Origin of the sequence: Aureibacillus halotolerans (genome assembly GCF_004363045.1) — a bacterium.
Lineage (GTDB): Bacteria > Bacillota > Bacilli > Bacillales > DSM-28697 > Aureibacillus > Aureibacillus halotolerans.
The window spans coordinates 27,045-44,685 of sequence record NZ_SNYJ01000017.1 but is presented as its reverse complement, the minus strand read 5'-3'; the positions used below and the strand labels follow the sequence as shown (position 1 = coordinate 44,685).

Below are 17,641 nucleotides of genomic sequence, written 5' to 3'. Positions count from 1 at the left end.
GCTAGTCATGTCTGAAAACAATTTACTCTCAGCGAATAGTGCTCCTCACAGTGATGTGGAGGACATAAAAAAACGAAGCAATTATTTACGAGGCACGCTCGTTGAATCATTAGAGGATCGCATTACGGCTTCCATTCCAGACGATGACAATCGCCTGATGAAATTTCATGGCAGCTATATGCAGGATGATCGCGATCTTCGTATTGAGCGCAACAAGCAAAAGCTCGAGCCGGCCTATCAGTTTATGGTTCGTGTTCGTGCCGCTGGCGGTGTCGTGACACCAGACCAATGGCTTGTGATGGATCGAACAGCACAGGAATACGGCAATGGGTCGATTCGCTTGACCACTCGCCAATCGTTTCAGCTGCATGGCATTATCAAATGGAATATGAAGGCGTTTATTCAGGAAGTCAACGAAGCGCTTTTGAATACACTTGCTGCCTGTGGTGACGTCAATCGGAACGTCATGTGTAATCCAAATCCAGATGAATCCGCTGTTCACGGACAGGTGTATGAGTGGGCGTCGAAAATCTCCGACCATCTAGACCCAAAAACACGTGCGTATCATGAAATTTGGCTGGATGAAGAAAAGGTCGTTGATAGTCAAGAGGCCGAAGAGATTGAACCGATTTATGGACCAGTCTATCTGCCACGGAAATTTAAAATCGGTATTGCAGTGCCGCCATCCAATGATGTGGATGTCTTTTCACAAGACTTAGGGCTTATTGCCATTCATAAAGACGAACAGCTGCTTGGGTTTAATGTGGCCGTTGGTGGTGGTATGGGAATGACGCATGGGGATTCGCAAACGTATCCACAGATCGCGAAGGTCATTGGCTTTGTTTATCCTGAGCAAGTCATTGACGTGGCTGAGAAAACAGTCATGATTCAGCGAGACTACGGAGACCGAGCGGTGCGTAAGCATGCACGTTTTAAATATACCATTGATGATCGAGGCATTGACTGGTTTATTCAAGAGCTGCAATCTCGTCTTGGTTGGGATCTTGAGCCTGTTCGTGAATATGCATTTGATCATAACGGAGATCGCTATGGCTGGGTAAAAGGAAGCAACAACCGTTGGCACTATACGCTCTTTATCCAAAATGGAAGAGTGAAGGATGAAGAGAACTATTCTTTGATGACTGGATTGCGTGAAATTGCGCGTATACACACCGGTGATTTCAGGCTGACAGCTAACCAAAACCTGATCATCGGGAATGTGAGTAGCCAGAAAAAGAAGAAGATCAATGAATTGATTCAAGCCCACGGTCTTACCGATGGAACCAATGACTCCGCTTTGAGGCGGAATTCAATGGCGTGCGTTGCCTTTCCGACTTGTGGCTTGGCGATGGCGGAATCAGAACGCTATCTTCCTAGTTTAGTTGGAAAAATTGAAGAGCTTTTGGATGAAGTAGGTCTGCGCGAAGAAGAGATCGTCATTCGAATGACAGGCTGTCCAAACGGCTGTGCACGACCAGGATTGGCTGAAATCGCCTTTATCGGAAAAGCGCCTGGAAAATACAACATGTATCTTGGTGGAGGGTTTGATGGAGGTCGTTTAAACAAACTCTTCCGTGAAAATATCGACGAAGCCACCATTCTTGGTGAGTTGAAGCCCATCATTCAACAGTTCGCTAAAGAGCGGAACGCCGGAGAGCATTTCGGTGATTTTTGCATCCGGGCAGGACATATTAAAGAAGTGACTGATGGGCAAAACTTTCACGCCTAAATTATTTCCCGTTCCATTCGTCAATGGAGCGGGTTTTTGCACGTCATTGAAAAACAAGAGAGGATGAGTCAAATGAAGATCGTTATCGGCGCTGGAGACTATGATAAGGGAAAGGATTGGCTGCATACGCAAGAGGAGGAACTTAATCTGTTAAATGCTTCACAATGGGAGGCTAAATTTCCTCGGGAATCGCTCACCGCCATTTTGGCAGAGCATGTGTGGGAGCACTTAACGTACGATGAAGGGATAGAAGCAGCGAAAACCTGTTTTCCGTTCCTTAAACCAGGCGGACATATTCGCTGCGCGGTTCCAGACGGCTACTTTCAAAATGAATCGTATCAACACATGGTACAGGTTGGCGGCCCTGGGCCAAAGGATCACCCTGCCGCGGGACATAAAATCCTGTACAATTTCAACACCCTGACACAGATGTTTCAAAGTGCAGGCTATAAGGTGAATTTGCTTGAATACTGTAACGAACAAGGCATTTTTCATTCAGTGCCTTGGGACACAAAAGATGGATTTATCTATCGCTCAGCGCTTCATGACCACAGAAACCAAGACGGAGAACTCCAGGTGATCTCCTTAATTGTAGACGCGATAAAACCTTCTGACGGTAGTTAGAGATCGGTTTTCCAAGGAGGCTCGCAGTTCGTCCACTTACATAAAGCGAGATCTCATTACCCAACTCTCGTAAAGCAAAAAACCTTTCAATGTGGGCTGTACCTGTGCGGAAGCAAGGTGAGACCGATTGACTTCTTGAGTACATGTGTAATCCTCGAGGTGCCAATGTCCACACTCCTGTATTTTTAAAAAGATCGGCTTCCATTACCGATACAAGCACGCGTGAGGAAAGCGAGCCTATAAGAGGCCAAACCGAGCCCCACACAAAGCGCGAATGCGATCAAGGAGGCTCAGCAAAAGCCTAGGTGCAAAGAATTCACGACGAGGGATACGGCACTTGTTCCCTTCTGGGTGAAAGCGAGCGTATGGCAATTTGTATAAAATGCAACCACACCATTGGATTGCAGGTTTCCCATTCAGTGACTGCATGAAACGATGAACTCAAGTCCTAACAACCCGTGCACAAATCTTATCAGACCATCCTGTTTCGATGTCTAAAAAGCAAAATTAGAAAAAAGGGTGCACCGATGCTTGCTGTAAAAACCCCCGCAGGAACATCGAGTGGGTAAAAGGCGTTCCGTGCAATCATGTCAGCCCCAAACATAAGAAGTCCGCCAATGAAGGCCGATGAAATCACCATGGATGTAAACGAAAATGAAAGCCATCTGCGCGCAATATGTGGTGCTAGCAGACCGATAAATCCGATGGCACCTGCCACCGCTACCGCTACTCCTGCAAGGATAATGCTCAGCAGCAATAGCAATACCCGATGAACTTGAACAGGGTTTCCCAACCCTTTGGCCACATCCTCACCAAGCTCCTGTACGGCAAGACTCCTCGCCAGGATGAGCACAAAAGGTAGGCACAGTAAAAGAGGAAAAAGAATGACCAAAACATCGTCCCAGGTCGCCCCATACACCGTTCCTGTAAGCCATACATACACTTGTGAGGCAGTATACATGTCGCCCATCACTAGAAAAAAGGTAGTGCCCGCACCCAAAACAGCAGAAAGCCCAATACCAATAAGGACAAGGCGTATAGGCTGAAGACCGTTTTTCCATGAGAGCAAGTAGAGCAAAACGGACGTCGCGAGTGCCCCGAAAACAGCTGCGACAGGGAGCCAAGCGATGCTGAATCTGCCATCACTGAGAGACAGGAACGCGACGGCAGCAAAAGAAGCCCCTGCTGTGACGCCTAAGATGTCTGGTGAAGCCAGAGGGTTTCTGACCATGCTTTGCAGGAGGGCACCTGCCAGACCGAGCGCCATGCCGACGAGCAATGCCACAATGGTTCTTGGCAATCGGAGCGTCATTAAAATGAAATCATGCTCTCCGTTGCTCGTTCCGACAATGGTGCTCAGTACATCCAGAGGGGAAATGATAGTTTCTCCTAAGGATCCTCCTGCAAAAACGGAACCTATAAGAAGCAAAAAAAGACCTAGTAGAATAGCAATTGAACGATAAGGGGTCTGAAAGGAAAGGGCTCCTTTTTTCGATCGATATGTCCAGGCATGCTTCATTTTTTCGTCACTCCTTTTCTAGCCAAATACAGGAAAAACGGACCACCGATGCAAGCGGTCATCACGCCAATTGGAACTTCCTGCGGGATAATGATTAAGCGAGCGACAACATCAGAGCACAGCAGTAAAATAGCCCCCATTAACGCCGAAAAGGGCAACACCCAGCGATAGTCATTTCCAGTAAAGAAGCGCGCAATGTGTGGAATGACAAGACCGATAAAGCCGATCGCACCTACGACAGCGACAGAGCTCCCTGCGAGAAGAACGATAAGAATACCCATACTTATCTTTACAAGGGCAATATTTTGTCCCAGTCCGCGAGCCACATCGTCTCCACTGGCTAATAAATTTATCGATTTCCCCATGAGCAAGGCGATGATTATCGATACCGAAATAAAAGGCAATACCGGGAGCAGCATCTCCAATGGCCGTCCGGAAACAGAACCAGCAAGCCAAAATAGCACATCCTGCATGCCCACTTCATCAAACACAAGGATGGCTTGAGTGAATGAGGAAAACAATGCCGTTAACGCAGCTCCAGCCAACACCATCTTCATTGGTGTTAAGCCATCTCTCCCTAAAGAACTTAATCCATAGACAACAAGCGCAGCGAGAGAAGCGCCTAAAAAAGCAAACCACATAAGGTGCGTCAGTGAGGTGATCGACCAAAAAATAGTGGCAACCACAACAAAAAACAAAGCCCCTGAGTTAATGCCAAAGAGGCTAGGAGAAGCCAATGGGTTTCTTGTTAACGCTTGCATGAGCCCTCCTGCAACAGCAAGACTTGCCCCGATGACAGCTCCTATAATCGAGCGAGGCAGGCGTTCGGTATGGATGACGACATGCTGAATTGACGTTTCGTCATATGCCGTAAACGCACCTAATGCGGATGACAAAGTGAGTGGCGTGCGGCCAAACAACAAACTAGCGGCAAACGCACAGGCAAATAAGCAAATAAGCCCAGTTAGTCCAATCCATTTTAATTGATTTGTCGGCAATCTATGATCCATGTAGCTATGTCTCCTCCTATACACAAAAGACAGGAGCAACGGCTGCTGCTCCTGGCATGCTTACATTTCTAGTTCGAAAATGGCGTAGATTTCATCCAGCATTTTGTTGGCAGAAATATAACCTCCTGCACTGTTCCAGTAAACCTCTCCAACCATTTCGACTTGGTTGTTTTTCACCGCATCCAGCTGCTGCCACAAAGGATGGCTTGTCCATTCTTCATAATTTTTTTGCGTGGCATCGGTATGCGCTTCGGTATTGAAGTTAAAAATCATGTCGGCGTTCATGTCTGGGATACTCTCCTTAGAGCTCAGTTTGACGCCCCATTCGTCACTGTCATGTCCTGGTGGTCGTGTAAACCCTAGATCCTTTAAAATTAATCCAGCATACCCCATATAAAAGATGCGGGCGTGGTCTGCACGGAAATTGGTAATGGTCACTTCGATAGGGAGCCTATCCCCCATTTTTTCTTTGAAATCGCTCACCCGCGCGTCCCAATCCGACATGAGCTGCTCTGCCTCTGCTTGCTTGTTTAATCCTTGCCCCATAATGTCCACGGTATCTTTCCAATCAAACACATCCTTGCCGACGATCGTTGGCGCGATTTGACTGAGCTGTTCGTAGATCGCTTCATGGCGAGTACGTGAAGCAACAATTAAATCAGGCTGAAGTTTGTAAATTTCCTCAAGGTTCGGTTGGTTTTCAACGCCAACGACTGGAACATCGCCGAGATCTTCTCGCAAATATTCATAAACAGGAGGTTCAACCCATGACTCTACAATTCCTACAGGTTGTACATCGAGGGCTACAGCGATATCATTTGCCCCTTGATACAATGTGACGATTTTTTTCGGTGTACCTGAGATGACAGTTTCTCCTAGCGCGTGTTGAATGACTCGTTCTTCCGAGGCCCCCTGCTCTGAGTTTGCCGTTTCTTCTGTTTCTACCGTTTCTGTCGCTGACTCTGAGGTTGCTGACTCTGAGGTTGCTGCTGCAGTCGTAGATTCGTTGTCTGAGGAAGTTGTCCCACAGCCAACGAGCAAAATCGTGAACAGCGCGATCACGATAAATAGTATTGGATGACGATATGAATGCACGTTGAATCCCCCTTGTATATAATCAATAGTGATTCTCATTTTCAATTATACTGCACCAAACGCATTAAACCATGGAGGATTCTGACAACGGTTTGCACTTTTCTGACCTCTCGTGACTTACTTTTGATGTTTACGGTGGACGGTAGCATACTGCTTTGGAGAATACCCTGTCGTTTGTTTAAAGCGACGGCTGCAATAAAATTCGTCGGCAAAGCCCGTTTCTTTACATAACAGCCGCAAAGGCTTGTCAGTAGTGAGCAGTAGCTGTTTGAGCTTCTCAATTCGAACCTTGGTGATATATGTCATTGGTGGAACGCCCATTTTTTTCTTAAATGCTTTTGTAAAATAGTCAATGTTCAATCCCGCCAGTGATGCGAGTTTTTCTCTTGTGAGTGATCCGTGGTAATGCTGGTTTATATAATCGACGGCCTGTTCAATCGAATGATCACCCGATGTACTTAATGTTTGCGAATAGAGGAGGTAGAGCAGTTCGTGAAATTTACAGCTCGCTTTTAATGTACCTAAAGGCTTTTCTCTCGCACATGCTTCGATCTGCTTGCACATCTCGAGTATAAGTTCAGCTTGGGGCAGGAAGATGTCCCACGGTGATTCAATTTGCACTAGGCGCAGTGGATTTTCAGAGTGTACAAAAAATCTGATCTGCGTTACACACCCTTCATAAGAAGAGATGCAATTGGTGGCGTCCATTGGTAAGAAATACATACGATTGTTCGCCAATGTAAATGATTTATTTTTTACCGTTAGAACGCCATGTCCACTGTGAGGATAGACCAAACTGCAGGCAGAAGAAGTACGTAGGGAGAAGGCATCCATTGAGTTTGAAATGATTGATTCACAGGAGGAATACGAATAACTAAAGTTTGATAGTTGTTCTACCATTTGAAAATGCATGAGGGATCTCCTTTTGATACTGATAATTATTATCAGTATAAGCAATGAACGACAATCTGGATAGTGTATTGGACGTATTCGCCATATTTAAAAAATTTGACCGTATAAAGAACTGATGGATATACTAGGCGATTCACTAGCTGACTGGTGATTGTTATGTGATTTGAAGTGCGGTTTAGAGCCATTCAATCGATCTTCTTTAGTCATTCACTATGGTCACGGTAGTCCATTTTTCCTCTCTTGCCCTACTTGAAAACTATGGTAAACTATGAACATGTCACTTTTTGCTTGTAAGACGAAACCAAACAGAAAAACGTTGCGTATATATAGAGAAAAATGAGCAATAGGATCGTTTAGGGGGAGGAACGTTGCATGTCGGAGAGATATATCTATATCCTTCTCACAAATACGGGGTCATTGGTCAACCGGATGATTAAGCTATATACGGAAGCACCATATAATCATGTATCGCTTTCGATGGATCTTGGTTTGAGCAAGCTTTACAGTTTCGGACGCAGAGTGCCTAGAAATCCTGTTGTTGCAGGGTTTGTGCGTGAGGACGTTGTCCATGGAACCTATCGGCTGTTTCCAAACACGACCTGTGCATTGATGCAAGTACAGGTGTCAGAAGAAACGTATCAACGTGTCCAACAGACGTTGAGTCAGTTTGAACAAAATCAACACGCGTATCGATACAATTTTATTGGTCTTTTCGGTGTGATGCTGGAAATGCCGGTGCCGCGAAAAAATGCCTATTTTTGTTCGCAGTTTGTAGCAGAGGTATTAGAAACAAGCGGTTTGTCTTTGTGGCAAACGCCTGCAGCATTAGTCTCGCCTGATGATTTCCTGCAGCACGAACAATGCTCCATTTTGTATGAGGGAAGGCTACAGGATTACCCCTTGCTTCAAAAACTGGGAGGAGAGGTCGGCGTATGCTAGCAGAAGCGCTGCTACAAGATAAATGCGTGTACCTCATTAGGCATTGCCAAGCAGAAGGTCAGGACAGCGATGCCCCACTTACAGAAACAGGGCGTCAGCAGGCAGAGGTGTTGGCAGCTTTTTTTCAAGAGCTCACAGTGGACGCAATCGTCACGAGTCCGTACCTTCGTGCGATCGACACAGCGGTTCCACTGGCGAAGGGAAAAGCGATTGACTTTCGTATTGATGATCGCCTGTCAGAGCGAGTGTTGTCTGCATTGCCAATAACGGATTGGCGTAACGTATTAAAGGAAACGTTTGTTGACCACGATTTAGTATATGCAGGTGGAGAGTCGTCGAGAGAGGCGACAGCGCGAGGCATTCATGCACTTACAGCTGCATTGCAAAGTGTTCCTTCATCAGTTGCCATCGTTACCCATGGGAATTTGTTTACTTTAATGTTACAGGCATTTGATTCCTCATACGGATATAAGGAATGGTCGACCCTTAGTAATCCTGATGTCTATAAACTGTGGTTGCCAAATCAAACCGTCCAGATAGAACGACTATGGAAGGAAGAAAAAAGAGCTTAGGAACCCTCTGAATTAGGGGTAGCCTAGGCTCTTTTTGAATGAGTGATCAAGCGTTTGCTGTTGCTTTGCTTTCATCCGTGAAGTAAATACCATTGCCAGAATCATCTTTTGCACTTAGCCATAGACCGTCAGGAGTTTCACCAGGCTCATCAATAAATTGTAGCGTATCGGAGCCTTTCTCATAAATATCCTGGACAGATGGGACTAAAAATATAGGTCCAGGTGCGCTTGGCGTTCCTTCAGAGACTTCTTCCACCATTAATTCAATGTCTGTGTTGGGGAGTTTAAAGCCGACGATTTTATCCCCTTCGCGCCATGATTCAGTTAAGCCGAGCGTATCACGATAAAGCTGTTTGGCCTGTTTCAAATCCTTTACAGGCATAAAGAAAAATATAACTTGACCATCCAATTGTACCACTCCTTTTGTGATATAATAACTTTACTATCATAAACATAATTCAATTATGTTTTACTGTCAAGAGGGATTATTCTGATAATAAATCCAGAAAGGTAGGAATGTGCAAATGAACCGTGATATCCCGATTCCAGGATCGACAAAACATAAGCTCATCAATGTGGGGATTCAATTGTTCAGCGCACACGGCTATGTGAACACTGAAGTAGAGGAGGTTGCCTCAAAGGCTGGTGTTACCGTTGGGGCGCTCTATCACCACTTCAAATCGAAGCTACGGTTTTATGGATTGATTAGAGACGATATGACGTTACGAATTCTTGATCGGATGGAAGCTGTAGTAGAGGTCGTTCCTGCAGATACAGCATTGCTATCGGCTGTTCTTTCAGCGTATGATGGCATGCTACGTCTCCAGGTCGGATTTTTGCTTGCCGAGCCTGATCCGAGAAATGAGGAAAATAAGATCGCCAAATGTCTTGAGGAAATTGCTATATCTTGCGAGGAAGAGGCCGCCAGAGAATTAGGTATTCTTCTGGCAGAGTCACTCCGAGCGGCGCTGTATGAGGTTGTCGTGAATGATGGAGACCCGACGTTGGGAAGAACGGCGCTATCTCGTCTATTGTCTGCAAAATAAAAAAGAGGCTGCGACCATTCTTATGTTTTAATTTCCAAACACGTGGTCTAACTCCACCGTCTTTAGACGGTATACGCTTTTAGCCTTATCCTCTGCTGTCCATACTGAAGGTACGAGGTGAAAAGTATGGACGGTTATAAAAAGAGTAGTCACGCAGTGTATGACATTAAATATCATGTCATTTGGGTAACAAAATACAGATATAAAGTATTGAAAGGCCCCATTGCCGTAAGGGTACGTGAGTTAATTCGGCAAGGTTGCGAAGCGAGAGGGATATTCATTCTGCAAGGGAGTGTAGGGAAAGATCACATTCATTTGTTGCTTTCGTGTCCGCCGAGTATTGCTCCAAGTAAAATTATGCAATATCTAAAAGGTAGGTCGTCAAGGCTGCTTCAGGATCAATTTCCTGAACTCAAAAAGAAATATTGGGGACAGCACTTATGGGCAAGAGGTTATTTTTGTGCGACAGTAGGCACGGTAGACGAAGAAACCATTCGGAACTATATTGCGAACCAGCTTAACGATGAGAAAGAAGATATTTTTAAAATTGAAGAATGAGTTTAGTCAGATTCAGCTTGCTTAAGCATGAGGTGCTTCAAGATGACTTCAGTCTTAGTAACGACTTTAGTCGTCGACATTTCATGTCCAAATCCACCTGCTTTAGCAGGTGGTCGTTTAAGAGTTGTGACGTAGTTCTTTTCTGATGATATCACTTTGTTCTGGTTCGTCGAGTGCTTCGTTCGATACCAGTACGAGTAGAGCTTTCTAAAACCTAAGCTTTCATAGAGCCGAAGGGCTGGTAAATTGTTTGCGAGCACTTGCAAATAAGCTTTTTTGGCACCATGCCGGGTTCCCCAATCAAGCATATGAGCGACAAGCGCTTTTCCCAATCCTTTTTGTCGATGGGCAGGAGAGATGGCGATTTGGAATAGCCCCACCCATTTCTCCCCATTTTCATAGACAACTAGGCCATGACCAACGATTTCTCCGTTATCAAAAGCTGTAAAGTAGCAAGTTGTGTGCGAAAGCGTGTCGTACAGTGCCTTTTGTTCATGCACATTTTGTGAAGATTGATTCATTGCATTGAATGATTTAAGCCAAGCCTCGGAGACAGTTGCTTCTTCTGTTACTTGCATCATAACGGAGGAGCAAGTGACCGAAGGAATATCAATGATTTGCAGAAAGCTTTGTCCCTCATATACATACCCTTGCTGCTCTAAATAGTCATCTAAACTCTCAAGGGAAGAATCAGAGGTTAGCTTAAAATGCGTCGGGAGTTGATGAGAAAAATAAAATGACTCACACTGGCGAACGCTTTCTTCAATAGATTCGCTGGTCATTTGAAGCGGATAAACGGAATTGGCTCTTCGTGTATACCCATTTGCCCATTTCAACGTCCAGCCATCCTGGTGATAGGTTGCAAGAGAAGGGCAGGCATTCATCGCAAGTTCTTCAACGTAACGAATTGTCGTCATTTTACTCACCTCATTTGTAAATATTCATACGAAAGTTGATAGGTGGTATTATATCACGTATTGTAGTAAATATAAATACGTTATTATGAATATAAATTCATTACTGGAGGACAGGAAAATGAATATGGAGGCTTTTCTAGAGAAAACGAGAGTTGTGAATGTCGATCATCCAACGATATTACATCGAGCAGAGACACTCTTCCATTCATCGCAAACCGACGTAGAAAAGGCAGAAGCAGCTTTTCTTTTTGTCCGCGACAACATTTCACATTCATGGGACATTCAAGGACAGGTCGTGACGGTGACGGCATCAGAGGTGCTCGCGGCGAAGGAAGGGATTTGTTATGCCAAAGCGAATTTGTTGGCTGCTTTGCTTAGAGGAGAGGGCATTCCTACTGGGTTTTGCTATCAGCGCTTGCGCCTTTTTGATACTCCCGACTCCGCCTTTTGCTTGCATGCGTAAACGGAGTTTATCTGCATTCGGTTGATAAATGGATTCGATTGGATGCACGCGGAAACAAGCCAGGTGTTCAAGCAGAATTCTCTGTAAAAGAGGAGAGACTGGCTTTTACCATCAACAAAGCTATTGGCGAAGCCGATGATAGAACCGTTTATTCGAGACCAAGAGAGGACACCATTCAAGCATTAGAAAACTACAGAGATGTCCAGCAGATGTACTTGAAGCACCTCCCTGATGATCCGAATTTAGGAGTAGAAAAACATCAAACTAGGATACAAGCGTAATATGAATCGATTGACAGCGAGAAAGAGAAAAAGGCCAGACCCAAATTTTCGGGACAGACCTTTTTAGAATGCAGAGAATCAAATGGTTTCTAAGCGCCATTCTCTCTCAACAGTGCATATAACGAATCAGCGTCAGTCTTCAAATGTTCGCTTGCACCTAAAAACTGGCTATACGCATGAATGACGCCGAGCCGTGGCTTGGGCTGAGCAAGCTCTTTTTTTAAATCCTGCATGACTTGCTTGGCCTCCGACGTAAACGTCTCTTTTTCTGGCATGTGACCAAGTAGATTTTCCAACGAATTCATTTTCTCGCGAAGAAGAATGCGCATGATGAAAGGGTTGGAAGGACCACCTACATCTTTTTGACCGCTTTGTAGCATTGGGCTGTACGTCTCGCCTAATGCTCTGAAACCAGTGACAAGCATAGAGGTGGTTTGCTCTACGAAGGTAGCCAGTTGAGTGGAGTCAAAACTCCCCGTGTATCGGGCGAAGTCACGTAGGTATTCAATGACAATGCCTCGGAGAATAAAAGATAAATCCGACACAAATGGTTCAATGTCCTTCCCATAAATATCCAGGAGACCGTTGTGAATAAAGCTATCCACGCCACACTCAATATCGATTTCAGATTTGGTAATGTTTTCACGTTCGACCACAGAAAGCTCCTGCGAGGTAAACAGCAGCATATGCACTTGGTTTCTCATCATACATTCAAGCGTAACCTTTGTGCAATTGATCATGCGTTCCTTTTGGGAGAGATCCTCCATGTTCGAGAGGTGCTGGAAGGATGCATCTAGATCTTCAATAAATAGTACGCTAGAAGCAATCAGAATGTCTTCTTTCTTGCTGAAGTATTTGTAAAACGAAGCTTTCGCCATACCGGCTCTTTTCGCAATTTGATCAACAGATGTATCGTTATAGCCTTGTTCAGCGAAGAGTGCCGAAGCTTCCCGAATAATAAGTCTTTGCTTGATTTCCAATGGAATCCCCCTTTTGTACAGACGACCCCTTTTACATCGTAAAGGAGTCGTCTGTATGTGCTGTCGTTTTACGTTTTTTATTTTTACGTTTCATCTTCCAACGCTCAACGACCATATACAAGCAAGGCACGACAATCAGTGTAAGGACGGTTGAAAACAAGAGCCCAAAGATAATGGTCAAGGCCATCGGTCGGAACAAGATGCTTCCGATCGTTGCGATCGGGAGTAACCCAACGATTGCCGTTAGCGATGTGAGGAGGATCGGACGGAAACGTGCGTCGGCTGATTCAATGATAGCATCCAAGAGCGGCACGCCCTCTTCACGCGCATCTTTAATAAATTCAATCATTACGATGCCGTTACGAACAACGATTCCAGATAAGGCAATGACCCCCATAATACTCATGAAACCAACAGGACTGCCTGTAAGAAAGATCCCGATAATACCCCCTGCTCCTGCTAGATACACAGTCGTCATAATGACAAGTGGAGTCGTTAGGGAATAAAACTGCATCGTAATCACAATGATGATTAAAAAGCCAACAACAATGCCCAACGATGCGAGATCAGAAAAAATCTTTTCCTGTTCGTTTGTTTCGCCACCAATTTCCCATGTCACCCCATTTGGGAGCTCCAGCGTCTCTAGCTTCTGCTCAACGTCAGCCATCACTTCGGTCGCTGTGCGTCCTTGTACATCGGCTTCCACGGTTAAAGAACGCTCCAAATTGTAATGATGAATCTGATCAAGACTAAAGGATGGAACCAGCGAGGCGAACTGGCTAATCGGAATTTGTTCTCCAGTCGCACTAGTCACAGATAAATTTTCAAACAGCTGAAGCGGACTTTCATTTTCGCTTTTCTGTGCATAGAGCTGAATATCAATTAATTCTTGACCTGTATTGTAGTCCCCAATTGGAAGACCCTGGTCTAATAGCAAGAGTGACCGTGTCAGGTCATTGTAGGTGACGTTATACGCAGCCATCGCATGCTCATCGACGTCCACTTGTAGTGCATAGTTTTCAATGCCCATCGTATCCTCTATATCAATTGTGCCTGGTGTCTCTGAAACGATCGTTTTCACTTGATCGGCCACCTGTTGAAGCTGGGAAATATCCTCACCAAGAAGTCGAATAGACACTGGGCTTCCGACAGGGATACCTAATCGTGGAACACGTATGCTTATTTTGGCCCCTGGATATTTTTGATCAAGTGCATCCTGCCATTTTAGCACGGTAGTAGTCACATCAAAAGATCCTTCTTTTCCCGAGACGGCAATTTGCGCTGTATTGGCGGTACTGCCTGCTTCACCACCTGAGATGTCACTAAACAATTGCGGTGCAGCTCCACCAATGGCATAGGAATAGGATGCCGTCTCTGGTTGTTCCGACAGCCAAGTTGTCATTTCTTCCACCTGGTCTGTTGTTTTGGTAAAGGATGTGCCAACCGGGAGTGCGACATCAATCGTTGCTTGAGGATCTTCTGCCTGTGGAAATAATTCGATCGGTGTAAAGAAGATCAACCCATACGCAAGCGTCCCAATAATTAAACCGCTAAGAGCAGTAAGGAGTGGCTTTTTCAGTAACTTAGGCACGATTCTTCGAGAATAGTATGTGGAAAGTGCTTCGATTTGCTTGCCAAGTAATCCAGGTGGCCCTTGCTTGCGCTTTTTGTGCGCGCGTTTTCCTTCATACCACTCTCTGAAAATCGGAATAATCGTCAATGACATGACCATGGAAGCAATCATCGTCAAGGAAATCACAATCGGAATCGGTTTGATAAAGGCGCCAATGTTCCCTGTTAGAAAAAGCAAAGGTGCAAAGGCTGCAATTGTCGCTACCGTTGCCGTTAGAATGGATACAGCAACCTCTTTTGTCCCTTTACGTGCAGCATCTTTCGGGCTTTCGCCTAAGGTGGAGAGCCGCCTTTCTATGTTGTCATTGACAACCACTGCATCATCCACCAAAATACCGAGGACGATAATTAGACCGACAACGGAAATCTGATTTAATGTCACACCAAGCATAGGTAAGAAAATGGCTGCGAGCCCAATTGAAATTGGAATCGAGAGGGCTACAAATGCAGACGTCAATAGATTTAGACCAAGTGTACAGATGAGGATAACAGCTGCGATCGCAATAATCATTTCTTTTGTAAGGTCAGCGAATATATGGTTGACATTGTCTTCTTGAGCAAATAAAGAATTCAATGTCGCATAGGTTGGCAATGTTTTTTCAAGCTCAGCCATTTTGGCGTCAACTCTGCTGGCGATAGTAGGCACATCGCTACCAGTTTCAGAGCTGATATTGATGGAAATTGCCGGTTTTCCGTTCACATAGGCGGCATACTCCGGCTCTTCCGTAGAAACGGAAGCTGTGCCGATGTCACGCAAGTAGATTGGTGTTCCTTCCTGTGTGGAAGCGATGTAAGTGTTGGTATACGCATCCATATCTTCAATGGAAGGAACAATCAATTGATAATCTCGCGAATCATACGTAATCGAGCCTGTTGGCAAACGATCATTGGTTTTTTGAATGCTTTGCAGCACTTGTTCCCAAGGGATGCCATATTGCTTTAATAGTTCGGTGTCAATGGCAATGCGGACTTCCTTCTCAGGCAGGCCGGTAATATCAACCCCTGATACACCATCAACCGTGCGGATTTCATCACGCCACTGAAGCATTAAATTATTCAGCTGCAGAAGCCCTTCTTTGGTGTCTGCTGTAATGGCTAGTGATTCGACAAAGGACTTAGCCAAGTCATCATTGATAATAGGAGCCATAGCATCCTCGGGGAGGTCAGGCTTCGCATCATCTACTTTTTTTCGTAGTTCATCCCATTTTTTAGCAACATCTGCATCATCCTCTGTTTTCACAATAATTTGGGAAATGCCGTTGCTTGATGTGGACGTGATAAAGTCGAGATCTTGAATTTCTTTTATGCGAGATTCAATCACTTTCGTAACCGTTTGCTCGATCTCCTTAGGGTCTGCCCCAGGATAAGGCGTTGTCACAATCGCTTGATTGACCTCTGCATCAGGCATTTCTTGATGTGGAATTTGTGTGAAAGTAAAGATGCCTAGAACCATTGCCATTGTAAAAAAGAGAAGCGTGATCTTTTTTTTGCGAATAAAATATTCAATCATTCGTGTCATCTCCAGCAACATCAGCAGGTTCGATGAGGTCTCCATTCAGAAGCTGTGAGGCTCCCTGAATGACAATCTGATCGCCTTTCTCTAAGCCTTGAGTAATATGATAGCGATTCTGGTAAAGCCCTTCGATTACGACCGTCGTGCGGACTGCCTTGCCATCCTGGATGAGGAACACATAAGGGTCACCACCAGTATTAATCACAGCTTCTACTGGAACGAGCAGACCTTCTTGACTGTTCTCTGTGTTTTCAGCTGTCACCACTTGACCAGGCATCCAATCATGTGATGCATTCGGTACAACCACTTCAACTTCCACTTTACCGGCAGTTCCTGAAGCCGTCGGGGAAATGGTTTGGACCGTGCCTTCTCTTGTTTGATCACCTAACGCAATGCTGACCGTCTGACCTTTTTCCCATTGAGACACTTGATCAGAAGAAACAGGGAGCATGACTTTTAATTGATCGATCACGCCAACCGTAAATGAAGGCTGACCGGGAGCGGCAGGTTCACCGACAGAAACCGTTTTGGTTAAAACCACACCAGAAAGAGGGGAGGTTAATGTTGTTTTCGATAACTGCAACTCAGCCTCAGCCTTGCTCACCTGGGTTTCATTTAAGGCAGCTTGGGCTTGCTGCAACCCAGCTTGAGCCTGAGATATTTGAGCCTGGGCAGATGCTACACTACCATCGGTTTGCGTCACCTGCGCCTTGGCCGCATCGACTTGTGCTTGTGTCGCTCCGTCCTGGAGTATGGAGAGCTGTGATTGTGCTGCAGCATAATCGTTTCTGGCTTGCTCAAGAGCTAGCTGCGCTTTTTCTTTATTGTCCTCTGTCGCAAGACCTTGCTCAAATAAATTGGAGAGACGCTCCGCATCGGCCTCCGCTTTTTGCACCGCTTGTTCAGCAAGCTTCACCGCATTTTCTGCTTGCGTAAGCTCTTGCTCACGGGCGCCATCCTCGACCTCCTGCAATTGAGCTTGCGCCGCATCCTGTTGCCCTCGAGCCGAAGACAAGCCTCCCTGCGCCGCTTCAACTGATGCCTTCGATTGAGCAACGGCCGCTTGCGCCTGCCCAATACCAGTAGAGGCCTTCTGCACCTGCAGGGCATATGCATCATTATCTAGCGTCGCCATAGCAGCGCCTTGCTGCACAGCATCCCCAACGTTCACAGCAATGCTTTCCACCTTGCCGTTTAATTCAAATGAAACAGGAGCGACCTCCTCGGCCTCAAGTGTGCCAGATAACGAATAGGACGACGTCAGTGTGCCAGCTTCCACAGGAGCCACCTCAACCACCTTCGCATCTCTCGTAAGTGCTCCATCTGCCGCTTGACTGGAACATCCAGAAACAAGCACCACAGCAACTCCTACCAACAAAGACGAACGAAAAAAAGAAAAATTTTGCACAAATTCACATTCCCCTCTTTAAAAAATAGACCTGTTAGTTTAAAATTAGACTCGTGAGTATAAAACAAGAATAAACCCAGAAAAAAGAGCTGTCAATACTTAAAAGCGGAGCGCCGTTGTCCAGAAGCGCAGGTCAGAATATCATTGGGCAGTGAAATGGTTTTTTCATTTCACTAGCCTAAGGATTTCTGCGCCGCAGCTTCTACGGCGCGCAGCTAGATAGTAAAAGCGGAGGCGAGTACGCTTTGAAACGGAGGGCAGAACATCACCAAACAGAGAAATGGTTGTTTCATTTCACTCGTTTGGGGATTTCTGCCCCGCAGTTTCAGCGAGCCGTAGCTAGATAGTAAAAGCGGAGCGCCGTTGTCCAGAAGCGCAGGTCAGAATATCATTGGGCAGTGAAATGGTTTTTTCATTTCACTAGCCTAAGGATTTCTGCGCCG

15 protein-coding genes and 1 pseudogene are annotated in these 17,641 nt (G+C 45.5%); 7 read left to right on the top strand and 9 right to left on the bottom strand.

Features of this window, described 5'->3' with window-relative positions:
• Positions 1-7: 7 nt before the first annotated feature.
• Together cysI and EV213_RS16240 are read left to right on the top strand one after the other, a co-directional pair.
• Positions 8-1,729 carry an assimilatory sulfite reductase (NADPH) hemoprotein subunit gene (cysI, locus tag EV213_RS16245; RefSeq protein ID WP_133581613.1) on the top strand — a complete coding sequence of 574 codons (1,722 nt, stop codon included), beginning with the start codon at positions 8-10 and terminating at the stop codon, positions 1,727-1,729.
• Positions 1,730-1,792: 63 nt separating this feature from the next.
• Positions 1,793-2,353 (top strand): class I SAM-dependent methyltransferase, encoded by a 561-nt coding sequence (locus EV213_RS16240; RefSeq protein ID WP_133581659.1) that lies wholly within the window; start codon positions 1,793-1,795, stop codon positions 2,351-2,353.
• A gap of 472 nt (positions 2,354-2,825) precedes the next feature.
• Here the strand turns inward: EV213_RS16240 and EV213_RS16235 are convergent, their stop codons facing one another.
• From EV213_RS16235 to EV213_RS16220, 4 genes are all read right to left on the bottom strand, one after another.
• Positions 2,826-3,872, bottom strand: coding sequence for a FecCD family ABC transporter permease (locus EV213_RS16235; protein WP_133581612.1), 1,047 nt, complete (start codon positions 3,870-3,872; stop codon positions 2,826-2,828).
• Positions 3,869-4,882, bottom strand: a complete 1,014-nt coding sequence (locus EV213_RS16230) for a FecCD family ABC transporter permease (RefSeq protein WP_133581611.1) — start codon at positions 4,880-4,882, stop codon at positions 3,869-3,871. The genes EV213_RS16235 and EV213_RS16230 overlap by 4 nt, the downstream gene beginning before the upstream one ends.
• A gap of 60 nt (positions 4,883-4,942) precedes the next feature.
• Entirely contained in the window at positions 4,943-5,977 is a 1,035-nt protein-coding gene (locus EV213_RS16225) for an ABC transporter substrate-binding protein (protein ID WP_243740216.1), read from the bottom strand.
• Between the two features lie 117 nt (positions 5,978-6,094).
• A complete protein-coding gene (locus tag EV213_RS16220) occupies positions 6,095-6,889 on the bottom strand; it encodes an AraC family transcriptional regulator (protein ID WP_133581610.1) in 795 nt (264 codons plus the stop codon).
• A 372-nt stretch (positions 6,890-7,261) separates the two neighbouring features.
• Between EV213_RS16220 and EV213_RS16215 the strand changes: the two genes are divergently transcribed.
• Together EV213_RS16215 and EV213_RS16210 are read left to right on the top strand one after the other, a co-directional pair.
• Positions 7,262-7,828 carry a C40 family peptidase gene (locus EV213_RS16215; RefSeq protein ID WP_133581609.1) on the top strand — a complete coding sequence of 189 codons (567 nt, stop codon included), beginning with the start codon at positions 7,262-7,264 and terminating at the stop codon, positions 7,826-7,828.
• On the top strand, positions 7,822-8,400 hold the full coding sequence (locus tag EV213_RS16210) for a histidine phosphatase family protein (protein WP_133581608.1): 579 nt from the start codon (positions 7,822-7,824) through the stop codon (positions 8,398-8,400). The genes EV213_RS16215 and EV213_RS16210 overlap by 7 nt, the downstream gene beginning before the upstream one ends.
• Before the next feature lie 46 nt (positions 8,401-8,446).
• On the opposite strand, the gene EV213_RS16205 is transcribed toward EV213_RS16210, so the two are convergent.
• Positions 8,447-8,809, bottom strand: coding sequence for a VOC family protein (locus EV213_RS16205; protein ID WP_133581607.1), 363 nt, complete (start codon positions 8,807-8,809; stop codon positions 8,447-8,449).
• A gap of 115 nt (positions 8,810-8,924) precedes the next feature.
• On the opposite strand from EV213_RS16205, the gene EV213_RS16200 reads away from it, so the two are divergent.
• Together EV213_RS16200 and tnpA are read left to right on the top strand one after the other, a co-directional pair.
• The gene (locus tag EV213_RS16200; protein WP_133581606.1) at positions 8,925-9,446 is read left to right on the top strand and encodes a TetR/AcrR family transcriptional regulator; all 522 of its coding nucleotides are present in this window, start codon (positions 8,925-8,927) and stop codon (positions 9,444-9,446) included.
• A 126-nt stretch (positions 9,447-9,572) separates the two neighbouring features.
• On the top strand, positions 9,573-10,004 hold the full coding sequence (tnpA, locus tag EV213_RS16195; protein ID WP_133581605.1) for an IS200/IS605 family transposase: 432 nt from the start codon (positions 9,573-9,575) through the stop codon (positions 10,002-10,004).
• A gap of 2 nt (positions 10,005-10,006) precedes the next feature.
• Here the strand turns inward: tnpA and EV213_RS16190 are convergent, their stop codons facing one another.
• A complete protein-coding gene (locus EV213_RS16190; RefSeq protein ID WP_133581604.1) occupies positions 10,007-10,921 on the bottom strand; it encodes a GNAT family N-acetyltransferase in 915 nt (304 codons plus the stop codon).
• A gap of 118 nt (positions 10,922-11,039) precedes the next feature.
• On the opposite strand from EV213_RS16190, the pseudogene EV213_RS16185 reads away from it, so the two are divergent.
• Positions 11,040-11,665: pseudogene (locus EV213_RS16185) on the top strand (transglutaminase-like domain-containing protein).
• A gap of 89 nt (positions 11,666-11,754) precedes the next feature.
• Here EV213_RS16185 and EV213_RS16180 read toward each other — a convergent pair.
• Genes EV213_RS16180 through EV213_RS16170 form a run of 3 tightly spaced genes read right to left on the bottom strand, consistent with a single transcriptional unit; the run spans position 11,755 to position 17,147 of the window.
• Positions 11,755-12,645, bottom strand: coding sequence for a TetR/AcrR family transcriptional regulator (locus EV213_RS16180; protein ID WP_166639361.1), 891 nt, complete (start codon positions 12,643-12,645; stop codon positions 11,755-11,757).
• Positions 12,646-12,676: 31 nt separating this feature from the next.
• The gene (locus EV213_RS16175; protein ID WP_133581602.1) at positions 12,677-15,787 is read right to left on the bottom strand and encodes an efflux RND transporter permease subunit; all 3,111 of its coding nucleotides are present in this window, start codon (positions 15,785-15,787) and stop codon (positions 12,677-12,679) included.
• The gene (locus EV213_RS16170) at positions 15,780-17,147 is read right to left on the bottom strand and encodes an efflux RND transporter periplasmic adaptor subunit (protein ID WP_166639360.1); all 1,368 of its coding nucleotides are present in this window, start codon (positions 17,145-17,147) and stop codon (positions 15,780-15,782) included. Before EV213_RS16170 ends, EV213_RS16175 begins: the two co-directional genes overlap by 8 nt.
• Positions 17,148-17,641: the final 494 nt, after the last annotated feature.

Bases quoted from the DNA above. Each gene is read 5' to 3' on its own strand.
- cysI (WP_133581613.1), top strand. From the start codon at position 8: ATGTCTGAAAACAATTTACTCTCAGCGAATAGTGCTCCTCACAGTGAT.
- EV213_RS16240 (WP_133581659.1), top strand. From the start codon at position 1,793: ATGAGTCAAATGAAGATCGTTATCGGCGCTGGAGACTATGATAAGGGA.
- EV213_RS16235 (WP_133581612.1), bottom strand. From the start codon at position 3,872: ATGAAGCATGCCTGGACATATCGATCGAAAAAAGGAGCCCTTTCCTTT.
- EV213_RS16230 (WP_133581611.1), bottom strand. From the start codon at position 4,882: ATGGATCATAGATTGCCGACAAATCAATTAAAATGGATTGGACTAACT.
- EV213_RS16220 (WP_133581610.1), bottom strand. From the start codon at position 6,889: ATGCATTTTCAAATGGTAGAACAACTATCAAACTTTAGTTATTCGTAT.
- EV213_RS16215 (WP_133581609.1), top strand. From the start codon at position 7,262: ATGTCGGAGAGATATATCTATATCCTTCTCACAAATACGGGGTCATTG.
- EV213_RS16210 (WP_133581608.1), top strand. From the start codon at position 7,822: ATGCTAGCAGAAGCGCTGCTACAAGATAAATGCGTGTACCTCATTAGG.
- EV213_RS16200 (WP_133581606.1), top strand. From the start codon at position 8,925: ATGAACCGTGATATCCCGATTCCAGGATCGACAAAACATAAGCTCATC.
- tnpA (WP_133581605.1), top strand. From the start codon at position 9,573: ATGGACGGTTATAAAAAGAGTAGTCACGCAGTGTATGACATTAAATAT.
- EV213_RS16190 (WP_133581604.1), bottom strand. From the start codon at position 10,921: ATGACGACAATTCGTTACGTTGAAGAACTTGCGATGAATGCCTGCCCT.
- EV213_RS16175 (WP_133581602.1), bottom strand. From the start codon at position 15,787: ATGATTGAATATTTTATTCGCAAAAAAAAGATCACGCTTCTCTTTTTT.